Source organism: Nonomuraea sp. NPDC050663, from assembly GCF_044456985.1.
GTDB lineage: Bacteria > Actinomycetota > Actinomycetes > Streptosporangiales > Streptosporangiaceae > Nonomuraea.
In genome coordinates, this window is record NZ_JBITGL010000008.1 from 150,726 (window position 1) to 172,299 (window position 21,574).

Annotated in this window: 20 protein-coding genes; 14 read left to right on the forward strand and 6 right to left on the reverse strand. The window is 70.4% G+C overall.

Annotated features, from left to right (window positions below; genetic code table 11):
- The first annotated feature begins 2 nt into the window (after positions 1–2).
- On the forward strand, positions 3–740 hold the full coding sequence (locus tag ACIBH1_RS25565; RefSeq protein WP_397316777.1) for a type II secretion system F family protein: 738 nt from the start codon (positions 3–5) through the stop codon (positions 738–740).
- A gap of 151 nt (positions 741–891) precedes the next feature.
- Here ACIBH1_RS25565 and ACIBH1_RS25570 read toward each other — a convergent pair whose 3' ends face one another.
- Entirely contained in the window at positions 892–1,299 is a 408-nt protein-coding gene (locus tag ACIBH1_RS25570) for a VOC family protein (protein ID WP_397316437.1), read from the reverse strand.
- 78 nt (positions 1,300–1,377) lie between these two features.
- On the opposite strand from ACIBH1_RS25570, the gene ACIBH1_RS25575 reads away from it, so the two are divergent.
- The 5 genes from ACIBH1_RS25575 to ACIBH1_RS25595 all read left to right on the forward strand — a co-directional run bounded on the left by ACIBH1_RS25575 (position 1,378) and on the right by ACIBH1_RS25595 (position 5,882).
- Positions 1,378–1,983 (forward strand): TetR/AcrR family transcriptional regulator, encoded by a 606-nt coding sequence (locus ACIBH1_RS25575; RefSeq protein ID WP_397316438.1) that lies wholly within the window; start codon positions 1,378–1,380, stop codon positions 1,981–1,983.
- A 168-nt stretch (positions 1,984–2,151) separates the two neighbouring features.
- Entirely contained in the window at positions 2,152–2,412 is a 261-nt protein-coding gene (locus ACIBH1_RS25580; RefSeq protein ID WP_397316439.1) for a DUF4244 domain-containing protein, read from the forward strand.
- Between the two features lie 82 nt (positions 2,413–2,494).
- Positions 2,495–2,815 (forward strand): TadE family type IV pilus minor pilin, encoded by a 321-nt coding sequence (locus tag ACIBH1_RS25585; protein WP_397316440.1) that lies wholly within the window; start codon positions 2,495–2,497, stop codon positions 2,813–2,815.
- A gap of 136 nt (positions 2,816–2,951) precedes the next feature.
- Complete coding sequence (locus ACIBH1_RS25590; protein WP_397316441.1) at positions 2,952–3,323, forward strand: Rv3654c family TadE-like protein; 372 nt, start codon at positions 2,952–2,954, stop codon at positions 3,321–3,323.
- A 738-nt stretch (positions 3,324–4,061) separates the two neighbouring features.
- Positions 4,062–5,882: a hypothetical protein gene (locus ACIBH1_RS25595; RefSeq protein ID WP_397316442.1), complete on the forward strand. Its 1,821-nt coding sequence runs from the start codon at positions 4,062–4,064 to the stop codon at positions 5,880–5,882.
- Positions 5,883–6,199: 317 nt separating this feature from the next.
- Here ACIBH1_RS25595 and ACIBH1_RS25600 read toward each other — a convergent pair whose 3' ends face one another.
- Positions 6,200–8,836 carry a DEAD/DEAH box helicase gene (locus ACIBH1_RS25600; RefSeq protein ID WP_397316443.1) on the reverse strand — a complete coding sequence of 879 codons (2,637 nt, stop codon included), beginning with the start codon at positions 8,834–8,836 and terminating at the stop codon, positions 6,200–6,202.
- A 139-nt stretch (positions 8,837–8,975) separates the two neighbouring features.
- Between ACIBH1_RS25600 and ACIBH1_RS25605 the strand changes: the two genes are divergently transcribed.
- From ACIBH1_RS25605 to ACIBH1_RS25625, 5 genes are all read left to right on the forward strand, one after another.
- The gene (locus tag ACIBH1_RS25605) at positions 8,976–9,326 is read left to right on the forward strand and encodes an STAS domain-containing protein (protein ID WP_181610166.1); all 351 of its coding nucleotides are present in this window, start codon (positions 8,976–8,978) and stop codon (positions 9,324–9,326) included.
- A gap of 2 nt (positions 9,327–9,328) precedes the next feature.
- Entirely contained in the window at positions 9,329–9,757 is a 429-nt protein-coding gene (locus ACIBH1_RS25610; protein WP_397316444.1) for an ATP-binding protein, read from the forward strand.
- Positions 9,758–10,483: 726 nt separating this feature from the next.
- The gene (locus tag ACIBH1_RS25615) at positions 10,484–12,793 is read left to right on the forward strand and encodes a sodium-translocating pyrophosphatase (RefSeq protein ID WP_397316445.1); all 2,310 of its coding nucleotides are present in this window, start codon (positions 10,484–10,486) and stop codon (positions 12,791–12,793) included.
- 364 nt (positions 12,794–13,157) lie between these two features.
- Complete coding sequence (locus ACIBH1_RS25620; RefSeq protein ID WP_397316446.1) at positions 13,158–13,619, forward strand: SixA phosphatase family protein; 462 nt, start codon at positions 13,158–13,160, stop codon at positions 13,617–13,619.
- Positions 13,620–13,634: 15 nt separating this feature from the next.
- Positions 13,635–15,728 carry an FUSC family protein gene (locus ACIBH1_RS25625; protein ID WP_397316447.1) on the forward strand — a complete coding sequence of 698 codons (2,094 nt, stop codon included), beginning with the start codon at positions 13,635–13,637 and terminating at the stop codon, positions 15,726–15,728.
- Here ACIBH1_RS25625 and serB read toward each other — a convergent pair.
- Positions 15,668–16,876 (reverse strand): phosphoserine phosphatase SerB, encoded by a 1,209-nt coding sequence (gene serB / locus ACIBH1_RS25630; RefSeq protein ID WP_397316448.1) that lies wholly within the window; start codon positions 16,874–16,876, stop codon positions 15,668–15,670. The genes ACIBH1_RS25625 and serB overlap by 61 nt on opposite strands.
- Positions 16,877–16,980: 104 nt before the next feature.
- Here serB and ACIBH1_RS25635 point away from each other — a divergent pair, with 104 nt between their 5' ends.
- Both ACIBH1_RS25635 and ACIBH1_RS25640 read left to right on the forward strand, forming a co-directional pair.
- Positions 16,981–17,658 (forward strand): GNAT family N-acetyltransferase, encoded by a 678-nt coding sequence (locus ACIBH1_RS25635; protein ID WP_397316449.1) that lies wholly within the window; start codon positions 16,981–16,983, stop codon positions 17,656–17,658.
- Positions 17,655–18,494, forward strand: coding sequence for a lysophospholipid acyltransferase family protein (locus ACIBH1_RS25640; protein WP_397316450.1), 840 nt, complete (start codon positions 17,655–17,657; stop codon positions 18,492–18,494). Before ACIBH1_RS25635 ends, ACIBH1_RS25640 begins: the two co-directional genes overlap by 4 nt.
- On the opposite strand, the gene ACIBH1_RS25645 is transcribed toward ACIBH1_RS25640, so the two are convergent.
- The 3 genes from ACIBH1_RS25645 to ACIBH1_RS25655 all read right to left on the reverse strand — a co-directional run bounded on the left by ACIBH1_RS25645 (position 18,491) and on the right by ACIBH1_RS25655 (position 20,780).
- Positions 18,491–19,027 (reverse strand): hypothetical protein, encoded by a 537-nt coding sequence (locus tag ACIBH1_RS25645; protein WP_397316451.1) that lies wholly within the window; start codon positions 19,025–19,027, stop codon positions 18,491–18,493. The two genes, ACIBH1_RS25640 and ACIBH1_RS25645, sit on opposite strands and share 4 nt — an antisense overlap.
- A 98-nt stretch (positions 19,028–19,125) precedes the next feature.
- Complete coding sequence (locus tag ACIBH1_RS25650; RefSeq protein WP_397316452.1) at positions 19,126–20,133, reverse strand: S-adenosylmethionine:tRNA ribosyltransferase-isomerase; 1,008 nt, start codon at positions 20,131–20,133, stop codon at positions 19,126–19,128.
- Positions 20,130–20,780, reverse strand: coding sequence for an SDR family NAD(P)-dependent oxidoreductase (locus ACIBH1_RS25655; RefSeq protein WP_397316453.1), 651 nt, complete (start codon positions 20,778–20,780; stop codon positions 20,130–20,132). The genes ACIBH1_RS25650 and ACIBH1_RS25655 overlap by 4 nt, the downstream gene beginning before the upstream one ends.
- A gap of 141 nt (positions 20,781–20,921) precedes the next feature.
- Between ACIBH1_RS25655 and ACIBH1_RS25660 the strand changes: the two genes are divergently transcribed.
- Positions 20,922–21,566 (forward strand): ATP-binding cassette domain-containing protein, encoded by a 645-nt coding sequence (locus tag ACIBH1_RS25660; protein ID WP_397316454.1) that lies wholly within the window; start codon positions 20,922–20,924, stop codon positions 21,564–21,566.
- Positions 21,567–21,574 lie beyond the last annotated feature (8 nt).

Below are 21,574 nucleotides of genomic sequence, written 5' to 3' on the forward strand. Positions count from 1 at the left end.
AGATGTCCCTCCTGATCGCCACCATGAGCGCCGCCCTCGCAGCCTGGTTCTGGCTCTCCCCGCATACCCCGGCCGACCGCCTCGCCGCCCTACGCCCCGCAAAGCCACCCGCAGCCGACTCCCCGCCAAAACTCCCGAACCAAACCCGCAAGTCCTGGCCGACGGCACTCGCCGCTGGCGCCCTCGCCGCCCTGGCCACCGGCGGCTGGCCCGCAGCCCCCGTAGGACTCGTCACCGCACTCGCCGTGGCAGCGATCCTCCGCAGACGCGACCCACCAGAAACCGAACAAACCCGACGCAGAATCACCACAGACCTGCCCTTCGCCGCCGACCTGATGGTCGCCTGCCTCCGCGCAGGCCAGCCAGTCAGCGCAGCCACCTCCACCGCCGCCACCACCATCGGCGGCCCCCTCGGCGAACGGCTGAACTGGGTAAGCACCCAACTGCGCCTGGGCGCCGACCCCGAGCCCACCTGGACCCACTTCGGCAGCGACCCGTCCACCCGCCAATTGGCAAGAGCCATGATCCGCGCCACCCACAGCGGCGCCCCCGTGGCCGACGTCCTGACCAGAGTCGCCGACGAAGCCCGCTCGACGTCCCGCGCCGCCGCAGTGGCCCGCGCCCGCCGAGTCGGCGTCACCGCCGTCGCACCCCTGGGCCTGTGCTTCCTCCCGGCATTCGTCCTGCTCGGCATCATCCCCGTGATCGCCGGCCTGGCCCAGGGGATCGTCCTGCCCTAGCTGGTTGCTTCTCCGCCACACGCCGCACCGGCGAGAGCCTGAGGCGTTGATGGCAGCGCAGAGCCTGACAGAGCAGCGTCGCGATCCTGCAGCAGACGGACGCCTTCGACAGCCAGACCGCACACGAAGACATCCGCCGTACCGCCGTGACCTACGTGTACTGCTCGGCGTACTCTCCCGATGGCGGGATCGGCGTGATCACATCGATCAGCACCCCGTTCGGATCGGCCACGATGAAGTGACGCTGCCCGAAGTCCTCACTCCGCAGCTCAAGCTCAGCCTTCAGCCCGCCGCGCACCACCAGCCGCTCGTACTCCGCGTCCACATCCTCAACCTCGAAGTTGAGAAGCAACCCCTGCACAGGAGCACGGTAGGCGGCGGGCAAGGTCGGATGCTGAAAGTCCAAGAGCGCCAGCTCGTACGGCACAGCCCCAGGCAACCGCAAGCTGACGTACCAATCCGCCTCGAAGGTCGTCTCGAATCCCATCACCTCCGTGTAGAACTCACGCGACTCATCGATCTTCGACGTGCAGATGACCGGATAGAAGCTCGTGACCATGACACCCCTCCTTCACATACCGTTGGTATGTGAAAGCTAGCTGACATACCATTGGTATGTCAAAGCGAGCGGAGGACGATGAGCAGGGCAGAACAGCGCGACCAAACCCGCCGAACGCTGTTGCAGGAGGCCAGAAAACAGTTCGCGTCGGCCGGCTACGGCTCGGTAGGCCTGGCCCAGATCGTGAGCGCCGTAGGCGTCACCAAGGGCGCCTTCTACCACCACTTCCAGAGCAAGGAAGACCTGTTCCGCGCCGTGCTGACGCAGATCCAGCAGGAAGTCGCCATACGCGTCGCCCAATCGGCAGACGCCGAGCCCGACCCATGGGACCAGCTGATCGCCGGTTGCCACGCCTTCCTGGCGGCGAGCGCCGACCCCGACGTCCAGCAGATCATGCTGATCGACGCTCCATCCGTCCTGGGCTGGAACGAATGGCGCACCCTCGACGAAGCAGCCTCCGCCCGTCACCTCACCGAGGCCCTCACCCACCTCATTGACGTGGGCGTGATCGCCCCCCAGCCGGTGGAGCCCCTGGCCCGCCTCCTGTCCGGCGCCATGAACGAGGCCGCCCTCTGGCTGGCAAGCACCCCCGACCCCACAGCCTTGGCGGCCACCAAGAAGGCTTTGACCACGATGCTCCAAGCCCTCCGCACCACCCCAGACGCTTCCCCCAGCGGGCCTTAACGCCGTCCTCGTGGGCGGGCCCAGCACCGCCCGCGTGGCCCCCCTCCACCCCCAAAGAGCCCGCGTTATCCACAGAGCCCCGTTCGGCCCCGCCCCACCCCCACCCCTTCGAGCACCCTGAACCTCACCCGCCGGAGCCCACCTCCGGCACCAGGATGAGGAGGCACGATGCCCGACGAGCCCAACGTTGTGATCACCGCGGCAAGCTCGCCCAAGCCGCCGCTCCAGCGCCTCGCCACCCGACGACGCGCCCTGCTGGCCCGCCTCAGAGCCGACCGCCTCGACCGCGGCATGTCCACAGCCGAATACGCCGTGGGCACCATCGCCGCCTGCGCCTTCGCGGCCCTGCTCTACAAGGTCGTGAGCAGCCCAGAAGTCCAGGAGATGTTGTCCAGCCTCGTAGACCAGGCCTTGAACACCAACGGCTGACACCCCGCCCACTCCCAGAAGGCGGTGACCTCTCCTGCCCCCCACCCACCGGCCAGGCTGCTCAGGAGCGAGCCGCGGTTCGGTGACCGCAGAGACCGCGGCGGTGCTCCCGGCACTCGTCGCGGTTCTCGCGGCCGCCCTCTGGCTCATCCAGGTCGTGGGCGCCCAACTCGAATGCGTCGACGCCGCCCGCGCCGCCGCCAGAGCGGCAGCCCGCGGCGAGCCTCTCGCCGACGTCGAACACCGCGCCCGCGCAGCCACCCACCCCAACGCCCTGATCGCCGTAGACCGCGCCACCGATCTGACCCACGTCCGCATCACCGTCCACGTACGGCCGGCCTGGGGCCTCCCACTACCCCCAGCGACGGTCAACGCCACCGCCACCGCCGCCACCGAGCCATAGGTGGAGGCGCATAGCCCCCGAGGTCAGACCACGAGAGTTCCGGAAGCCCCATGAGTCATTGCGGACTACGCCGGGGCGGCTGCCAGAAGTCAGCGATAACCATGAGCCAATGAGACCGATCAGAGGACCGCCGTAGATGAGCCCAACCACCGCCGACCGCGGATCAGCCACCCTGTGGAGCGTCGCCCTCATGGCCCTCCTGATGATCGCCGCCACAGCCATCACCACCATCGGCACAGCCCGTGTAGCCCGTCACCGCGCCCAAACGAGCGCCGACCTGAGCGCCCTGGCCGCCGCCAAACTCGCCATCGCCAACCCCGACGAAGCCTGCCGCGCCGCCAAACGCATCGCCGAAGCCAACCAGGCCAAGCTCGCCACTTGCACCCTCGCGGCAGAAATGGTCGACGTCGACACCACCGTGCGCATCACCCTCCCGGCCATCGGCGAACGCACCATCACCGCCCACGCCCGAGCCGGCCCCACCCGCATCGGCCCACTCCGCCCTTAACTTCGGCCTCCGATGCACGTCGGCTCAGTCGCGTCGGCCCCGGCGCTTCGACTCCGGCACCGCAGTACTCCGGCACCGCGGCACCGCGGCACCGCGGCACGGCGGCACGGCGGCACGGCGGCACGGCGGCACGGCGGCACGGCGGCACGGCGGCACGGCGGCACGGCGGCACGGCGGCACCGCAGCACGGCGGCGCCGGGGCGCCTCGGCCCTCGGCACGCGCACCTCGCCATGCCGGGCAGCCCGGCATCCCGTCAACTCGGCACCCACCACCCCGGGGCCAGCACTGTTGGCGTCGCGACGCCTCGACACGGCGGCAGCCCGCCAACCCGGCGCTCGGCGCCCTGGCAACCGCGCTCACAGTCCCAGCTGCTCGCGGCCGCTCCGCGGCCGCGCTCAGCGTCTGCGCTCGGCGTCTGCGCAAGCGCGCGCGCCTCCCACGTCAGCTCCTCGAGTCCTCCCCACCCCTGAGACGAATGGGTCGTAAGTGGCAATGTCGCAAAAGAATCACGACTTCTTAGACGCGGTGTCCAAAAGTGGCGCAGCTCACATAAGGTCGCGCTTACCTCCGGGTCCATGCCGTCTGGGCTGAGATCTAGGACATGTCGTGATCCAGTGGCTAGGCTGCTCGGCACCTTGAGGTGGGTATGTCCTAGCACTTCCGGATGCCGTACGAGCGCTCGTGAAGGCGGGCGGAGTGACGGCGCGAGGCTTTCGTTGGAGGGAAGCGTCGTGACGGTGGTTCGCAGACTGGTAGCCGCATCGGCGGTCACGTCGATCGTGACCACCTCCCTGGTCTTCGGCTCGGCGGCGCCGGCCCAGGCCAAGGCGGTGCTCAATGCGCCGGCGAAGGTGACGAGCAACTCCTCGGTGACCATCTCGGGCACCGTGGACCCGCTTTTCGACGCGATCCTCTATGTCGACGGCTCCGAGGTGGCCAGGGGCGACCAGCGGGTGAGTTACACCTGGAATCCGTCCGAGCGGCAGAACGGCAGCTACACCCTCAGGCTCGTCCAGCGGGGCAAGCTCGTGGGTGCGCGGTGGGACGAAACGAGTGCCACGCTGAGGCAGGCGATCCCGCCGGCCACGCCGTCAGGAGTCGATGCCAGGCTCCAGAGCAAGGACCAGATCGTCGTCACCTGGTCCAAGGGTGACGAGCCTGACCTGCAGAGCTACGAGGTGGCCACGACCCAGTCCGGTGTCGTCGGAAAGTTGCCCGTGGGCCAGGCTTGCTCGAGTTCGTCGTGCAAGGCGGTGCTCGCCGTACCACCCAAGGCCGCGGGGCAGCCGGTCGGGTTCACCGTGAAGGCGCAGCGCAGCGACGGCGAAGGCGGGAGCATCGCGTCGGGGTTCTCGGCCCCGGCCATCGTCATGATCCCCGCCCCGCCCGCCGCGCAGCCCAAGAAGACCACCCAGCCGACCACGGCGCCGAAGGACAAGAACAAGCAGGGCGTCGAGGCGTTCCCCACGCTGCCCGCCAAGGACAAGAGCAAGCCCGCGACCACCACCAACGCGCAGACACCCAAGGTCAAGCAGAAGCTCCCCGAGATTCCCGAAACTGACGAACAGGGCAACTTCCCCCTGCCTTCACCGGAGGCGAGCGGGCAGAAGGCGGCGGGCGACGCGGGCACGCTGACACCGGAATCCGACGGGAGCACCGACGGCAAGGGAACGCCGACCGTCGAGACGGGCGTCAAGGCCCAGTCGTCGGAATCGCCGATTGGCACGATCGGCCAGTACGGCCTGTATGTGGCGGGTGGCTTGATCCTGCTTCTCCTCGCCGCCCACGGTGGTGCCTGGGCTCGCCGCCGAGCCCTCGCGGCCGCCGCCATGGCCACACCTGCGGGTCCAGGACCGGCGAAGGGCTCCGCTGCCGGGGCCTGGACCTCCGGCGCCACGCCGCGAGCGACCGGCCCTGTCTTCGCTCACAGCCATCTGGCCGACGACAGCCTGCCTCCGACCTCCACCGCCCCTCGCCGCTCGGCCGTGGTCCTCGCCGTGGCCAAGGTCCGTACGGCCAAGCAGCCGGAGCACCCAGCGGTGCCCGACCAGTCGCGCCATGAGGCCTCACCGGTCTCGTTGCCGCTGTACCTGAGTGCCGACGACCTGAAGGCAGGGCAGCGAGAGGCCGAAGCGGTTCGGTCAGGCCAGCGTGACGGCGCCTTCGCGGGAGCAGTGCACCAGCACGACGCTGACGTCTCTGGTCCGGGTCAAGGCGCTGTGCGGCAGGCGGCTGCCCCTGAGGCCCGGGCGGACGCCGTACGAGTTTCGGCCGAGCGCGAAGGCAGCCCCGTCAGGGCTGACGCAGGGCCTCGGCACGAGCCCGTACGGCTTGCTCTGCCCAGCTCGGCGGTGACCGCCGTGCCTGATAGCGAGCGGAGTGCGGCGCGTCCCGCCATCAAGATCGAGGAACGCTGGGACGACTACCTGCCGCCCAGCCCCCGTTCCATGGAGGACAGCGGCTTCTGGGAGCGGCCGCAGCCCGGGGCGGGGGACTTCTGGGCGGCCGACGAGGACGAGCTCGCGGAACGGCGGCGGCGCCGGGACGAGGAGAGCTGAGCTTCCTCCGCCGGTGGGGGCGAGCGGCCGGGCACTCGGTTGAGTGCCCGGCCGCCTGCCGTACGACGGGGCCGGTCGGCATTTTCGGCTTCGCGAGCGCTCAGGTTCGGGGCGCGCTTGGCCAGCGTTCGTGCAGGCCAAGCAGGAGCTCAGCGGCAGGACGAGGGTGCGGAATCGGGTGTCGGGGTGGGGTGAGACTCGGGACGTCGAGGTTCAGAGCGTGGGTTCGGGCACCCAGGATGAAGGCGCGGGTTCTGAGAGCGGGTGCCGGGCCTGGGCTTCGGTGTCCGGGTTAGGGCGTGCGACCCGACTCGGAATCAAGGCTCCGGATCCGGCGTCGTGGGGGTCTCGGCGCTGAGCAGTGTGTCGAGCAAGCGCAACGCCCCCGCCTTGTCCAACGGCTCGTTGCCGTTGCCGCACTTGGGCGACTGGATGCACGAAGGGCACCCCCGCTCGCACTCGCACGATCCGATGGCCTCTCGCGTGGCCGTCAGCCACTCCGACGCGCGGGAGTAGCCGCGTTCGGCGAAGCCGGCGCCGCCCTCGTGGCCGTCGTAGACGAAGACGGTGAGCATGCCGGTGTCCGCGTGGAGTTCGGTCGAGACGCCGCCGATGTCCCAGCGGTCGCAGGTGGCGAACAGGGGGAGCAGGCCGATGGCGGCGTGCTCGGCGGCGTGGGCGGAGCCGCCGAGGTCGAAGCCCGCTTCGGCGAGGGGGGCGACGATGTCGGCGGGGAGCGTCCACCAGACGGCGCGGGTGCGGAGGGTGCGCGGGGGCAGGTCGAGGGGCTCGTCGCCGAGCATTTCGCCGGTGTGCATGCGGCGCTTGAGGTACGACACCACCTGACGCGTCACCTCCACCTCGCCGAAGTTCAGGTCGGCGGCGCCGAGGGCGTGGGAGCGGATGGTGGACAGGATGCTGATCTCGGTGATGTCGCGGGCGAAGGTGGAGTAGTCGGGCTGGGCTGCGCACACCAGGGCGACGCCGGCCTCCAGGTCGAGCTCTTCGACGAGGAACGTCTCTCCCTGGTGGATGTAGACCGCGCCGGTGTGGACGGTCGTGTGGGAGGAGGGCTCGTCGACGGTGCCGAGGAGACGGCCCGTTGCGGACTCGACCACCTGGACGGGCGAGGCGCCCGAGCCGCGGATGTCGGCCAGGTCGGTGGCGCGCTCGCGGCGGGTCCAGTACCAGCCCGCGGGGCGGCGGCGCAGCAGGCCGTCGGTGACCAGGTCGGAGAGCACCGCTTCCGTGGTGTCGCCGAAGATCTCCAGGTCGGCGTCGGTGAGGGGGATCTCGGCGGCGGCGGCGCACAGGTGCGGGGCCAGGACGTACGGGTTGTCGGGGTCGAGGACGATCGCCTCGACGGGGCGCCCGAACAGGGCCTCGGGGTGGTGGACGAGGTAGGTGTCGAGGGGGTCGTCGCGGGCGATCAGTACGGCCAGCGCGTCCTGGCCGTCTCGGCCGGCGCGGCCCGCCTGTTGCCAGAGGGAGGCACGGGTGCCGGGCCAGCCGGTGATCAGGACGGCGTCGAGGCCGGAGACGTCCACGCCGAGTTCGAGGGCGTTGGTGGAGGCCAGGCCCATGAGGGTGCCGGAGCGGAGCGCCTTTTCGAGGAGGCGGCGGTCCTCGGGCAGGTAGCCGGCGCGGTAGGCGGCGACCTTGTCGGGGAGCGTGCTCCAGTCCTCGGTGCTGGGGGAGCGGGGGGCGGGCACCGTGGGGGTGTGGGCCTCGGTGGGGGCCGAGGGGGAGGGCCTGGCGGGGGTTGATGGGGAGGGCAAGGGCTGGGCCATGGTGGATGGCTCCTCGGACGGCGATGGTCCAGCGGACGGCTCGGTAGCAGCGGACGGTTCGGTAGTAGCGGCCGAGCTCGCTGAGGAGACGTCGTCCGGCAGGGAGTACGGATCGTCGTCCATCGAGGTCGGGAACGGCATCGCGTGACGCTGTGCCGTACTCGACAACGACACCGCGACGTCGGCCAGCTTGGCCCTGGCCGACAGGGCGACGCTTTCGGCGCCGCGGCGGGAGCGGACGAACGCGAGGGTGCGGACGTCGGACAGGACGAGATCGGCGAGCAGGTCCGCGGCCTCGGCCGTGGCGGTGCGGCGGACGGGGGCGCCGCCCTCGCCCCGCAGATCGGTCAGGGGCGGCTCCCAGAGCGCGAAGGTGGTCGCCCCACGCGGAGACGCGTCCGTGGCCACCTCGGCCATCTCCAGCCCCGTCAGCCGCATCCCTGACAGCGCCGGGTCGCTGGCGGTGGCCGAGGCGAGGAAGAAGACGGGGTGCGAGCCGTACCTGGCGGCGACGCGGCGCAGGCGCCTGAGGATCTGGGCCACGTGGGAGCCGAAGACGCCGCGGTAGCCGTGGCACTCGTCGACGATGACCATGCGGAGGCGGCGGAAGTAGGACGACCAGGACGAGTGGCGGGGGAGCATGCTGCGGTGGAGCATGTCGGGGTTTGTCAGGACGTAGTTGGCGTGCTGGCGGACCCAGGTGCGTTCCTCGAAGGGGGTGTCGCCGTCGAAGGTCGCGGCGCGAAGCTGGGTGATCTTGAGTTCGCGCAGCGATCGGAGCTGGTCGGCGGCGAGTGCCTTGGTCGGGGTGAGATACAGCACAGTGCCGCCGTCGAAGATCGAGGAGGCGGCCGGAGTGAGGTACGCGAGCGACTTGCCCGACGCGGTGCCTGTGGCAATGATCACGTTTTGGCCGCGATGTGCCAGATCGGCGGCTTCGTACTGATGTGGCCAGAGACCCGGGATCCCCTGGTTCGCCAAGCGCGTAACCAGCAGCTCGGGCGCCCAATTCGGCCATCTGACTTGACCCGCCTGACGTGCTGGAACATGCTCCACATGAGTGACGCGCTCATGACGTGCAGGAACTCCGAGCAGGTGCTGGAGGAGTGGACCGGCTCGGCGTGGGGAGGAAGTCGAGGAAGTCACTGGTTTCCAGTCTGGCATCCATGGGCAAAGTCGCCGGGAATCGTGATTTCGTATAGACGTAAGCAAGACCCGTGGTTGAATGCCGCGCGTCGGGGTCGGGCAGCTCAAGGCTGTCAGACCTGAAAGAGTACTTCGCAGGCGAGGCGCTGGAGGATCTGTGGATCTGAAGTTGGATCACCACAACGAAGACCGGCTCACCATCGTGGAGGTCGAGGGTGAGATCGACGTCTACACGGCGCCCAGGTTGCGTGAGTTGCTGATCGATCTGGTCAACAAGGGCAACTTCCACCTGCTCGTCAACATGGAGAAGGTCGACTTCCTCGACTCGACCGGCCTGGGTGTCCTGGTCGGCGGGCTGAAGAGGGTTCGAGCGCACGACGGCTCGCTGGAGCTGGTCTGCACTCAGGAGCGCATCCTGAAGATCTTCCGGATCACCGGACTCACCAAGGTCTTCGGGATCTACGCTTCGGTCGACGAGGCCAAGGAAGCTCACGGCCGAGACAAGTAGTCATGGCTACCGTCGAGCTGACGTTCAGCGCTCTCCCCGCGCACGTGCGGACCGCCCGGCTCGTGGCGACGGCGATCGCCCGTCGTACAGGCGTCGAGGAGTCGTTGCTGGACGAGGTCAGGCTCGCAGTCGGTGAAGCATGCTCCCGGGCGGTCGAGGCGCACCGCGCCCACTGCCCGGGAGAGCCGATCCGCATCGAGCTGAGTGACGATTCGGGGCGCTTCGAGGTCACCGTGAGTGACCAAGCGCCCAGTGATGAGCATGTTCATGATCGACCACTCGATCTGGGCATGCTGTCCGATTCCTACGTGAGCGGTTTCGGCATCGCGGTCATCGCGGGCCTGGCCGACGACGTGGAGGTCTTCCCCAGCCCCAAGGGGATGAGGATTCGGATGAGCTGGCCGGCGTCCGCCAACGGGCGCGCGGGCTGAGGCTTTTCACGGTTGTTTGTGTAGTGAGTGGGTGTTTGTAGGGCGCTTTCTTGCGCGGGGTTTCCCGCGCACGCGGCGCTCTACGGGCGTTTCTCCAGGTGAGCGCGGCCACCGCAAGTACGGCCCTGCAAGAGTCGCGCGACTCCGCAAATGTTGTGCGACTCCCGCATGAGTTGTGCGACGACTGCGTGAGTTGTATGGCCACTGTTTGAGTTGTACGGCTGCCGCGAGGTCAGGCCCAGTCGCCGTCCGGGGCCGGGCTCTGTCCAGGGGCACGGCCGGCCGGTGTGCGTGGCCGGGCGCCGTTACGACCGGACAGTCGAACGGTTTCACGGGAGCGGGGGCGCTTCGGGGACGGGGTGTGCAGCCACCGTTGACTCGATCACATGACGCCCCCTTCACAGGTCCCGTGGCTTGGAGCGTTCCCATTCCAGATTTCGGCTAGGCCGTTTAGCCCGTCAGTTGCGACCGTAACGTAAGCGCAATAACCGCAAATCGGCCCACTCCCTGGGGATTACTGGACGCGCAGCCAATTGGCCGACCAAAGAGCCTTCATATCTGTTGAAGCCCTGCGTAGACTCCCGGCACCGGCCAAGGTGATCCGACGTAGCTTCGGACTCAACCGGAAGCGGCTGCCCATAACCCGGATGGCCGCCGCTCCAAAAGATCCCGCCGATTGCGACGTCGCCATCCGGGCAGGACGTACCCGTCTTGCCGAGGAGAACGATGTCTAGGCTCTATCTGGCCGCCGCGCCAGAATCCACGCTCAGTCTGAGCGGTAACAACCTCACAATAGTGGTCGTGGTCGCCGCTGTGGCGCTGATCGCACTAGCCGTCGCCGGCGGTTTGGTGCGCGAGGTGCTCAAGGCCGACCAGGGCACCGAGCGCATGCAGAACATCGCCAGGGCTGTCCAGGAGGGCGCGGCGGCGTACCTGTCCAGGCAGTTCAAGACGCTCGCCGTCTTCGTCATCCTGATCCCGATCGTGCTGTTCCTGCTGCCGGGCTCGATGGATGTCAAGATCGGCCGTTCGATCTTCTTCGTGGTCGGCGCGGGTTTCTCCGCCCTGACTGGCTTCATGGGCATGTGGCTGGCCGTACGCGGAAACGTGCGCGTGGCTGCCGCCGCCCGGACGAGCGGTGAGAAGAAGGCCATGCGCATCGCCTTCCGCACCGGTGGTGTGGCGGGCATGTTCACCGTCGGCCTGGGCCTGCTCGGCGCCGCCGTGGTCGTGCTCCTCTACAAGGGCGACGCCCCCGGCGTGCTCGAGGGCTTCGGCTTCGGCGCCGCGCTGCTGGCCATGTTCATGCGAGTCGGCGGCGGCATCTTCACCAAGGCCGCGGACGTCGGCGCGGACCTGGTCGGCAAGGTCGAGCAGGGCATCCCCGAGGACGACCCCCGCAACCCGGCGACCATCGCCGACAACGTGGGCGACAACGTCGGCGACTGCGCCGGCATGGCGGCCGACCTCTTCGAGTCGTACGCGGTCATGCTGGTCGCCTCCCTGATCCTGGGCAAGGTGGCCTTCGGTGAAGAGGGTCTGATCTTCCCGCTGATCGTCCCGATGATCGGTGTGCTCACCGCGATCATCGGCATCTTCATCACCGGCATGCGCGACCGCGACCGCAACGGCATGGCCGCGATCAACCGCAGCTTCTTCATCTCCGCCGCGATCTCCGCGGTGCTCGTGGCCGCGGCCGCCTTCTGGTACCTGCCCAGCAGCTTCTCCCAGCTGAGCGGCGCCCAGGTGCAGTCCGACGCCGACCCGCGCCTGGTCGCGATCGGCGCGGTGCTGGTCGGTCTGGTCCTGGCCAGCGCGATCCAGCTGCTCACCGGCTACTTCACCGAGACCAACCGCCGCCCCGTCAAGGAGATCGGCGAGAGCTCGCTCACCGGCCCGGCGACCGTCATCCTCTCCGGCATCAGCGTCGGTCTGGAGTCCGCGGTCTACACGGCGCTGATCATCGGCGGCGCGGTCTACGGCGCGTTCCTGCTCGGCTTCGGGAACGTGACGCTCGCGCTGTTCGCGGTCGCGCTGGCCGGCACCGGCCTGCTGACCACCGTCGGCGTCATCGTGTCGATGGACACCTTCGGCCCGGTCTCCGACAACGCCCAGGGCATCGCCGAGATGTCCGGCGACGTCGAGGGCGAGGGCGCGCAGGTGCTCACCAGCCTCGACGCCGTCGGCAACACCACCAAGGCGATCACCAAGGGCATCGCGATCGCGACCGCCGTGCTCGCCGCGACTGCGCTGTTCGGAGCCTTCCGAACAGCGGTCGAGGGCGCGCTGGCGGAGGCGAGCGCCGGGGTCAAGGCCGTGCTGGGCGACTTCGCGACCTTCAGCCTCGGCATCGACCAGCCGAACGTCCTCGTCGGTCTGATCATCGGCGCCTCGGTCGTCTTCCTGTTCTCCGGCCTGGCGATCATGGCCGTGGGCCGTGCGGCGATGCGCGTGGTCTTCGAGGTCCGCGAGCAGTTCCGTAGCAAGCCGGGGATCATGGCGGGCACCGAGACTCCGGAGTACGGGCGCGTCGTCGACATCTGCACCCGTGACTCGCTCCGCGAGCTGGCCACCCCCGGTCTGCTGGCCGTCATGACGCCGATCGCGGTCGGCTTCGCGCTCGGATACGCGCCGCTCGGCGCCTTCCTGGCCGGCGCCATCGCATGCGGCACCCTCATGGCGGTCTTCCTGGCCAACTCCGGTGGCGCGTGGGACAACGCCAAGAAGCTGGTCGAGGACGGGCACCACGGCGGCAAGGGCTCCGATGCCCACGCGGCCACCGTCATCGGCGACACCGTCGGCGACCCGTTCAAGGACACCGCAGGTCCGGCCATCAACCCGCTGATCAAGGTCATGAACCTGGTCGCGCTGCTGATCGCGCCGGCCGTGGTGCTGAACGCGGACAACGCCGTGATGCGGATCGGGATCACCGCGGTCGCGGTGGTCGTGGTGGTGGCGGCGATCATCGCCTCCAAGCGCCGCCACGTGTCGATCGCGCCGACGAACGACCGTGAGAAGGAGCCCGTCGCCTCGTAGGTGACATGGGTTCGCGGTAAGGCCCTCCGGTGCTCCGGGGGGCCTTTCGCGTTCCGGCGGGAGGGCGGGGGCCAGGGAAGCAGCGGGCACAGGCCAGGGGAGGCAGAGGGCAGGGCCAGGGGAGGCGCGGGCACAGGCCAGAGGAGGCAGCGGGCAGGGACCAGGGGAAGAGAGGGCGTGGACCAGGGGAGGCAGCGGCCAGGGGTCGAGGGAGTGCGGGCCGTACGCGTGGGAGACTGAACGCATGGAAGAGCAACGGCCGAACGGCGGGAAGACCCTGGCCATCATCCTCCTGGCGATGCTGGTGATCCTGGCCGTGATCACCGTGCTGGCCGTGTGGGCCACGAGCAGGGGCTGAGCGACGATGACGACCCGCACCCTCATCCTGCTGCGCCACGCCAAGGCCGCCCAGGTCCTCGGCCTGGCCGACCGCGAGCGCCCCCTGACCGACCGGGGCGAGCGCGACGCCAAGCGGGCGGGCGACGCGATCCGCGACGCCGGCATCGCCCCCGACCTGGTGCTCTGCTCGCCGTCGACCCGCACCAGGCGTACGGCGGAGCTGGCCTTCCCCGACACGGAGACGAGCTTCGAGCGCGAGATCTACGAGGCCTACCCGGAAGACCTGCTGGAGGTCCTGCGCAGGACCGACGACGCGGTGCGGACCGTGGTGCTGTGCGGGCACAATCCCGCCATCGAGGAGCTCGCCGGCGGCGACCACCACATGCGCCCCGGCGCCTACGCGGTGATCGAGATCGAGTGTCCGTGGGTAGACCTCTGGCCAGGGGAGGGACGCCTGGTCGCGCGCTGGGATCCCAAGGAGAACTGACCGGGGACACAGCCTATGCGGGCGACGGCCGCCAGAACGTTGCGACGCGGCTTCGTCCTGCCCGCCAGGCCCCCGTGGGGCTACGGCGTGCTGTGCGCGGTCGCCATGGCGTTGCCGCTGGTCGCCGGGCTGGCCGGCGGAAATCCGCATTTCGGGTCGATCGCCGCGCTCGGGGCCTACCTCACGGCGTTCGGCGACCTGTACGGCAAGCCGTACGGCGAGCGGGCGCGCAGGGTGCTGGCCACGGTGGCGCTCATCTCGGCGGCGTTCTGGCTGGGGGCGTTGTTGTCGCCGTATCCGGCGGCGGCGATCGTCGCCGTGGGGCTGGTGGCGGCGGCGGGCGGGCAGTGGGACACGTTCGGGGTGACGCCGACGCTGGCGCTGGTGGTGGGCTACTACGACGCGCTGCCGATCGGGTGGACACCGCCGCTGCTGATGGCCGGTGGCGGGCTGCTGTACGCGGTGCTGGCGCTGGCGGCGTGGCCGTTCAACCGGCTCGACCCGCTCACGTCGGCGTTGAGCCAGGCCTGTACGGCTGCCGCGAACCTGCTGGACGGGCTGGAGCTCGACGAGGAGGAGTGGCACGAGCGGCGGCAGCGGGTGTCGAGGGCGATCGGGGCGGCGGCCACCGCTTCGGCCTCGTTCCACAGCTCGGACGACCATGATCGGACGCCGGACGCCTACGTGGGGGTGTTGCGGCGCGTCTTCCACGAGACGGTCGCGCTGCGGGTGCTGGTGGTGGGCATGGGGGAGGTGCCGGACCCGCGCGCGGCGGTCGGCGCGCTGGCCGGAGCGCTCAGGGAGGCGGCCGCGGGGAGCGCGGTGGGAGTGCCGGTGGCGCTGTCGGCGGTGGCCGCCTACGCGGAGAAGGTCAAACACGCCACCACCAAAGCCGAAGAGCCGCCCGAGCACGCCACCGCGAAGGTCGACGAGCCAGCCGAACCCGCTGAGAACGCCGACCAGGCCGCCGCGAACGCCGAGCAGCCCGAGCCCGCTAACGCCCAGGCAAGCGCCGCCGACGCGGCGACCCCCGCCGAGGTCGCCCGCCTGGCCGCCGTGCGCCGGTGCCTGGACCGGATGGTCGCCGCCGTCCGGACCGCCGGCCTGCTGGCCTCCCAGGGTGTCCACGCCCCAGAGCGCCGCCCCCGCCTGGCCTGGCCGGAGCTGAGGGAGCCTGGCCACGCCGTCCGTGTCGGCCTGACGACGGCCCTGGCCATGGCCCTGATGATCGGCTTCCACGCCCACCACGGCCGCTGGTTCGTCTTCATGGTCGTCATGGCCATGCGCTCCACCTACGGCGACACCGTCGAGCGGGTCGTCCTCCGGGTGGCCGGCACGGTCGTCGGCGCCACGGTGGCCGCCCTGATCCTGGCCGTCGTCCCCGGCAGGTTCACCATCGTCGTGATCGTCCTGGTCTTCGGCACCGCGGGTTTCGCCCTGAGGGAGGTGAGCTTCGGCTACTGGTCGATCCTTGCCACCCCGCTGGCCCTGATGTTGTCGGACTTCGCGACCACGCTCGACTGGCCCGCGGCGGCGGCGCGGCTGGCGCTGACCGCGGCGGGCGGGGCGCTGGCGCTGCTGGCGGCTAGGCTGCTGTGGCCCAGGGGGGAGGGGGGCAAGCTGAGGGGCTACTTCGTCGACCTGCTGGTGCAGCATGCCCGCCTGGTGCGGACCCTGGCGGAGGGCGATCTCAGGGCGGTGCCCGAGCGCATCGTGCTGGCGGGTGACGCCGCCGAGGCGCTGGACGAGTCGCTCGCCCGCCTGGCCAAGGAGCCGCCGATGCGCGAGGCGCCGAAGGAGCTGGTCGAGGCCGTCGCGATCACGAGGAGGATCAGGGACGACTCGATGCTCCTGTCAGCGGTGCTGAGCGGCCAGGACGGTGCAGACGGCGACGTGGTCGCGGTGCTCGACACCGTCGCCGACCAGCTGGAGGCCTTGGCGCGTGCCGTACAGGACGGGAAGGAGCCGCCGCGCCTGGAGCAGCTCGACGCGGCGGGCCGGGAGCTGACGGCGCGGCCCGCGCTGCGCGCGTTGTGCGAGGACGTGGTTCAGCTGGCGTCTTCGGCGTCGGCCGCCTCGATCTCGTCGCGCGGGATGCCGAGGAGGTAGAGGATCGAGTCGAGGTAGGGGGTGTTGACGGTGGTGTCGGCGGCCTGGCGCACGACGGGCTTGGCGTTGAACGCGATCCCGAGCCCGGCGGCGGCGATCATGTCGAGGTCGTTGGCGCCGTCGCCGATGGCCACGGTCTGGCTCATCGGGATGCCCGCCTCGAGGGCGAACCGCTCCAGCGCCCGGGCCTTGCCGGGCCGGTCGACGATCTCGCCGGTCACGCGGCCGGTGAGCACGCCGTCGGCGACCTCCAGGGTGTTGGCGGCGGAGTAGTCGATGCCGAGGTCGTCGACGAGGGCGTCGGTGATCTGGGTGAAGCCGCCGCTGACGATGGCGAAGCGGTAGTCGAGGCGCTTGAGCGTGCGCACGAGGGTGCGGGCGCCGGGGGTGAGCACGACCTCGCGGCGCACCTTCTCGAAGACCTCGGCCGACAGCCCTTCGAGCAGGGCGACGCGGCGGCGCAGGGATTCGGCGAAGTCGAGTTCGCCGCGCATGGCCTCCTCGGTGACGCGGGCCACCTCGTCGAGGCATCCGGCGTGGGCGGCCAGGAGCTCGATGACCTCGCCCTGGATGAGCGTGGAGTCGACGTCCATGCAGATGAGGCGTTTGGCGCGGCGCGAGAGGCTGATGCGCTGGACGGCGACGTCGACTTCCTGAGCGGCGGCTTCGAGGGCGAGCTCGGCGCGCAGCGTCTCGGGGTCGGCCCCGGAGACGGACAGCTCGATGGAGGTCACCGGCCACTGGGCCAGGCGCTCGATGCGGTCGATGTTGGCGCCGGCGGCGGCGATGCGCCCGGCGATGCCGGCGATGGCGGCCGGCTGCAGCGGCTGGCCGAGCACGCTGACCGACAGGCGGCCGCGGCGGCGGCGTTCCTTGACCGACGAGCCGGTGGACAGCTCCACCTCCATGCCCAGGTCCTCGGCCACGTGCTCCACCGCGGTCCACAGGCCGCCGATGGTGGTGCCGGTGCCCGTCGAAGGCCCGCCGGCGTAGGCGACGAGCACGCCCAGGGTCAGCCGCCCGCGGATGACGACCTGTTCGATGTCGGCGACGGTCACCGGGAAACCGGACAGGACGGAGAAGAGGCGCGAGGTGACCCCCGGCCGGTCGGGGCCGGTGAGAGTGATCAGGAGGGTTCGCTGGTCCACACCAGCCACGCTACTGGGCGCGCCATCATGGTCGTGCAGGAGGTTCACCATGTGGACGGGTGGGTTTCGGGTGGCGGCAACCATCGCCTGCGTTCATTGGACCCATGTACACCGTCGGGCTCGCGCAATCGGCCGCGGACCTCAGGGCCGCGCAACGTCTCCGCTATCAGGTCTTCGCCGACGAGTTCGGCGCCCGGCTCGACTCCCCGGTGAGCGGGCACGACGTCGACCGGTTCGACGCCTACTGCGATCATCTGCTGGTCCGCTCGGAGGGCGAGGTGGTGGGCACCTACCGCCTGCTGCCGCCCGGCCGTAGCGACCTGCTCTACTCCGAGACCGAGTTCGACCTGAGCCCGCTGAAGGCGATCAGGCGCAGCATGGTCGAGACCGGCCGGTCGTGCGTGCACCCCGGCCATCGCACGGGGACCGTCATCGGCCTGATGTGGGCGGGCATCGCCCGCTACATGGTCGACGGCGGGCACAGCTGGCTGGTGGGCTGCTGCTCGGTGCCGGTCGAGGACGCCGGCGACGTGGCCGACCGGGTGCCGCTGGGCCCGGAGGAGTATCGGGTCAAGCCGCTGCTGCCCTGGTCGGACCTGGGCCAGGAGCGCCGCAGCGACTTCCGGCTGCCGCCGCTGCTGCGCGGCTATCTGCGCCTGGGCGCGTGGGTGTGCGGGCCGCCGGCGCTGGACCCGGCTTTCAATACGGCCGATTTCCTGGTGCTGCTGCCCATGTCCCGGGTGAACGACCGCTACCTGCGTCACTTCCTGGGGGAGCGATGAGCTGGTTCCCCACCTCGCCGTGCACGCCGCAGGCCTGCATCCAGAAGCCGTCGCGGCAGGCGTCGTGGGTGCGCAGGGTGGTGCGGTTGCTGGCCGCGGTGTGCGTGGTGGCGGCGGCGCTGGTGGTCAGGGGCACCTCGCCGGCCTGGTCGCGCGCGCTGGTGCGGGCCATGGGCATCAGGATCGAGGTACGGCGGGGCTTCGCCGTGTACGGCGGAGCGGGCCGGCCGAGGGAGGTGGGCGGCGCCGGTTCGGCGCTCATCGTGGCCAACCACATCTCGTGGCTGGATCCGCTGGTCATGGCGGCGGCGCTGGGTGGCACGCCCCTGGCCAAGCAGGAGGTCGCGTCGTGGCCGCTCATCGGCGGGCTGGTGCGGCGCTCGGGCGCGCTGTTCATCGTCAGGGATTCGCTGCACGCCCTGCCGCAGGCGGTGGCCAGGGTGAGCGCGGCGCTGCGTGAGGGCCGGAGCATCGCGGCCTTCCCCGAGGGCACGACCTGGTGCGGTCGGGGTGGCGGGACCTTCCGTCCCGCGGTCTTCCAGGCGGCGCTCGACGCCGGGGTCCCGGTGAGGCCGGTGGCGCTGGCCTACCGCGAAGACAACCAGCAGGGCTCGACGGCGGCCGCCTACATCGGCCAGGACAGCCTGCTGGCCTCGATGTTCAGGATGGTGTCGGTGCGCCGGCTCACCATCCAGGTGACGGTGTTGCCGCCGCTGACGGCGGTGGACCGCCGGCATCTGGCCCGCGCGGCGGAGGCCGCCGTCGTGTGCGTCACGGGCCAGGCGGTCCGGCAGACCGGAAGGGTGCTGCACCCCTCCGGTCTGACCGTGGGCTAGCGGACGATCTTGGACTTGACCGTCTTGCCGTAGAACCAGGAGTTGAAGCCGCCCAGGCGGTCGATCTCGTCCTTGGGCAGGTCGGTCATGCCGGTGGGGATGTCGTAGACGATGGCGCCGAGCTTGGCGGTGGCGGTGCCCTTGGTGCCCTTCTTCAGCTGGATGTGAAGGGTCAGCCAGTCGGCGTCACCCTTCTCCAGCACCCACGGGCCCCAGCAGAGGATGTTCCTGGAGTCGGCCATGGCGCACTGGGTGCCCTTCGGGCCGCTGTAGCGCAGCTTCTTCAGATCGGTGCCCTTGGGCAGGGTGCCGCCGAGGTAGTAGTAGTCGGCCACGTGCGGGCCCTCGTTGTAGGCGTCGATCGTGTACTTGTAGGTCTTGCCGGCCTTGACCGTCTTGGGGCCCTTCACCGTCACGTCCATGACGGAGTACGGGTCGTCGGCCGTGGTCGCGGCGGAGGCAGGGGTGGAAACGAACAGCGCGGATGCGGCCACGGCGGCAGAAAGGCCGATCAGCCACGACTTCTTGGACATACAACGTCTCCATGAGGAAAGCGGAGGAGGACGTCGCGAATGACACCCCCGTAAATACCGGCTTTTCCTATCACGGAGGTCAAAGGCAAGTAAAGCCGTTACTTGAGGATCAGGTGCACATCGCCGAACTCGTGCCACAGATACCCCTCTCGCAGGGCTTCTTCGTAGGCCGCGAACAGCGCTTCCGCCCCCGCCACGGCGGTCAGCAGCCGCACGTGGCTGGACACCGGTTCGTGCAATCCCGTGAGCAGCCCGTCGACCCATCGCACCCCGGTTTCTGGCGTGACGAGATGAGTGGTCCACCCCGACAGCCGCCCGGACAACGCTGTGGTCTCCAGTGCGCGCACGACGGTCGTGCCCACCGCTATCACCCGGCCTCCGGCCGCCCGCGTGTGCTCGACCAGCCGCGCCGTCGAGGCCGGTACGGCGAAGCGTTCGGCGTAGGGCGGCTCGCCCTTCTCCGGTGAGGCGACGCCGGTGTGCAGAGTGATGGGAGCCACGGTGACGCCGCGCGAGACCAGCTCGGTCACCAGCCGGGTACTGAAGGGCCGGCCGGCGCTGGGCATCTCGGCGCTGCCGGGCACGGTCGCGAAGACCGTCTGGTAGTCCTCGATGGGCCACTCCTGCGGCACGTAGGAGTAGCGGATGGGCTTGCCGTACCTCCGCAGGTAGCTCTCGACATCGCGGTCGAGCACGGACTTCCACAGGCGCGGGGTCTCGCGGTCGAGCAGCCGCAGCGTGGCGCCTCCTGGCAGGGGGAGCCACTCGCCCTGTTCGCCCCCGCCGTACGGCTGGGTGCCCTTGGGGCCGAGGCGGCGCAGCTCGACGAGCCAGGTGCCGTCCTCGCGGGCGGTGGAGAAGTGCACGGCCAGCCGGTCGAGGCGGACGGCCGCGGGCAGGGTGGCCGAGTTGTTCACCACGACCAGGTCTCCCGGCTCCAGCAGCCGGGGCAGTTCGGGGAAGCGGTGGTGGGAGACCTCGGCGCCGCGGGAGAGCAGCAGCCGGACCCCGTCGCGGGCCAGCCCGCGCGCCTCCGGCGGCTCGTGCGCCTCGGGCACGGACTCGAAGGCCATGCCCGCGAAGGGGTCCTTGGTGAGCGCGCTCACTGGAGGCTCACCCGGCCGCTGGCGGGGCGGCTGCGCAGCAGGTCGTGCAGGGTCGCGGCGACCTTGGCCGGGTCGGCGGCCCCCGCGGCCTCCTCCGCCCCGACGGCCTCGGCCAGCATGGCGGTGTTCATCTCGCCGGGGTCGACCCACCACACCGCCACGTCGGGCTCCTCGGCGGCCAGCACGTTCGACAGCTGCTCCAGCGCGGCCTTGGTGCTGCCGTATCCGCCCCATCCGGCGTAGGAGCCGGTGGCGGCGTCGGAGGTGACGTTCACGATCGCGCCGTGCCGGGCGCGCAGCACGGGCAGCGTCTCCTGAATGAGGGCCAGGGGAGCGGTCACGTTGGTCTCCAGCAGCCCGCGGAAGCCGTCCAGGGGGAAGGCGTCGAGCGGCCGGATGCCGCCCAGGGCGCTGGCGTTGTTCACCAGGAGGTCGAGCTCGGGTACGGCGTCGGCGAGCCGGCGCCGGTGCGCGGGGTCGGCGACGTCGCCGGGCAGCGCCAGGGCGCCGAGTTCGTCGGCCGCGGCCCTCAGCGGCAGGGAGTCGCGCGCGGTCAGGACGAGGCTCCAGCCCGCGCCCGCCAGCGACCGCGCGAGCGCGAGGCCGAGACCGCGGGAAGAGCCGGTGATGAGAGCTGTGTTCGTCATGCTCCCCAACGTAGGAACGGCGGCGCTCGCGCACATCGGGCGCTGGTCCTAGGACCTGGGACGGGGGTTGCCCGCGTCTGGCCACCATTATACCCTTCTTTTCCTACTATATAAGTCGGTTAAGGCGGATTAATGAGGGCCGTGTCACTGCGACTGGGCGGAGTCCTGGCGCTCGTCGGCATCTGGTGGGCGGTGGCGGCGGCGCAGATCTGGCCGCCGGTCTTCGTCCCCACCCCCGCGGCGGTCTGGGACCAGTTCCTCAAGACCTCCGTCACCGGCTACAGCGGCCGCTCCCTCGCCGACCACCTGCTGGTGAGCCTGGGCCGCATCCTGCTCGGCATGGTGGCGGGCATCGTCGTGGGCCTGGCCCTCGGCCTGGTCCCCGCCTTCCGCGCGGTCTTCGGCCCCCTGGTCACCTTCGTCAGGACCCTGCCGCCCCTGGCCGACGCGGCCAGGCTGCGGCCGTACGAGCTGTCGGGCGGCATGCAGCAGCGCGCGGCGATCGCCCGCGCGCTGGCGTCCGACCCCGGGATCCTGCTGATGGACGAGCCCTTCGCCGCCCTCGACGCGCTCACCCGCGAGCGGCTCCAGGAGGAGCTGCGGCGCATCTGGCAGCAGACCGGCAAGACGGTGCTTTTCGTGACGCACTCCGTGGATGAGGCTGTGTTTCTCGGCACCCGCGTCCTCGTCATGTCCAAGCGGCCGGGCCGCATCGTCCTCGACCTTCCCCACCAGCCCGACCTGCGCGAGACCGTCTCGACGGCGGTACGGCAGGCGGCGGCCTAGGAGTCACC

Bases quoted from the DNA above. Each gene is read 5' to 3' on its own strand.
- ACIBH1_RS25565 (WP_397316777.1), top strand. From the start codon at position 3: ATGTCCCTCCTGATCGCCACCATGAGCGCCGCCCTCGCAGCCTGGTTC.
- ACIBH1_RS25570 (WP_397316437.1), bottom strand. From the start codon at position 1,299: ATGGTCACGAGCTTCTATCCGGTCATCTGCACGTCGAAGATCGATGAG.
- ACIBH1_RS25575 (WP_397316438.1), top strand. From the start codon at position 1,378: ATGAGCAGGGCAGAACAGCGCGACCAAACCCGCCGAACGCTGTTGCAG.
- ACIBH1_RS25580 (WP_397316439.1), top strand. From the start codon at position 2,152: ATGCCCGACGAGCCCAACGTTGTGATCACCGCGGCAAGCTCGCCCAAG.
- ACIBH1_RS25590 (WP_397316441.1), top strand. From the start codon at position 2,952: ATGAGCCCAACCACCGCCGACCGCGGATCAGCCACCCTGTGGAGCGTC.
- ACIBH1_RS25600 (WP_397316443.1), bottom strand. From the start codon at position 8,836: ATGCCAGACTGGAAACCAGTGACTTCCTCGACTTCCTCCCCACGCCGA.
- ACIBH1_RS25610 (WP_397316444.1), top strand. From the start codon at position 9,329: ATGGCTACCGTCGAGCTGACGTTCAGCGCTCTCCCCGCGCACGTGCGG.
- ACIBH1_RS25615 (WP_397316445.1), top strand. From the start codon at position 10,484: ATGTCTAGGCTCTATCTGGCCGCCGCGCCAGAATCCACGCTCAGTCTG.
- ACIBH1_RS25620 (WP_397316446.1), top strand. From the start codon at position 13,158: ATGACGACCCGCACCCTCATCCTGCTGCGCCACGCCAAGGCCGCCCAG.
- ACIBH1_RS25625 (WP_397316447.1), top strand. From the start codon at position 13,635: ATGCGGGCGACGGCCGCCAGAACGTTGCGACGCGGCTTCGTCCTGCCC.
- ACIBH1_RS25635 (WP_397316449.1), top strand. From the start codon at position 16,981: ATGTACACCGTCGGGCTCGCGCAATCGGCCGCGGACCTCAGGGCCGCG.
- ACIBH1_RS25640 (WP_397316450.1), top strand. From the start codon at position 17,655: ATGAGCTGGTTCCCCACCTCGCCGTGCACGCCGCAGGCCTGCATCCAG.
- ACIBH1_RS25645 (WP_397316451.1), bottom strand. From the start codon at position 19,027: ATGTCCAAGAAGTCGTGGCTGATCGGCCTTTCTGCCGCCGTGGCCGCA.
- ACIBH1_RS25655 (WP_397316453.1), bottom strand. From the start codon at position 20,780: ATGACGAACACAGCTCTCATCACCGGCTCTTCCCGCGGTCTCGGCCTC.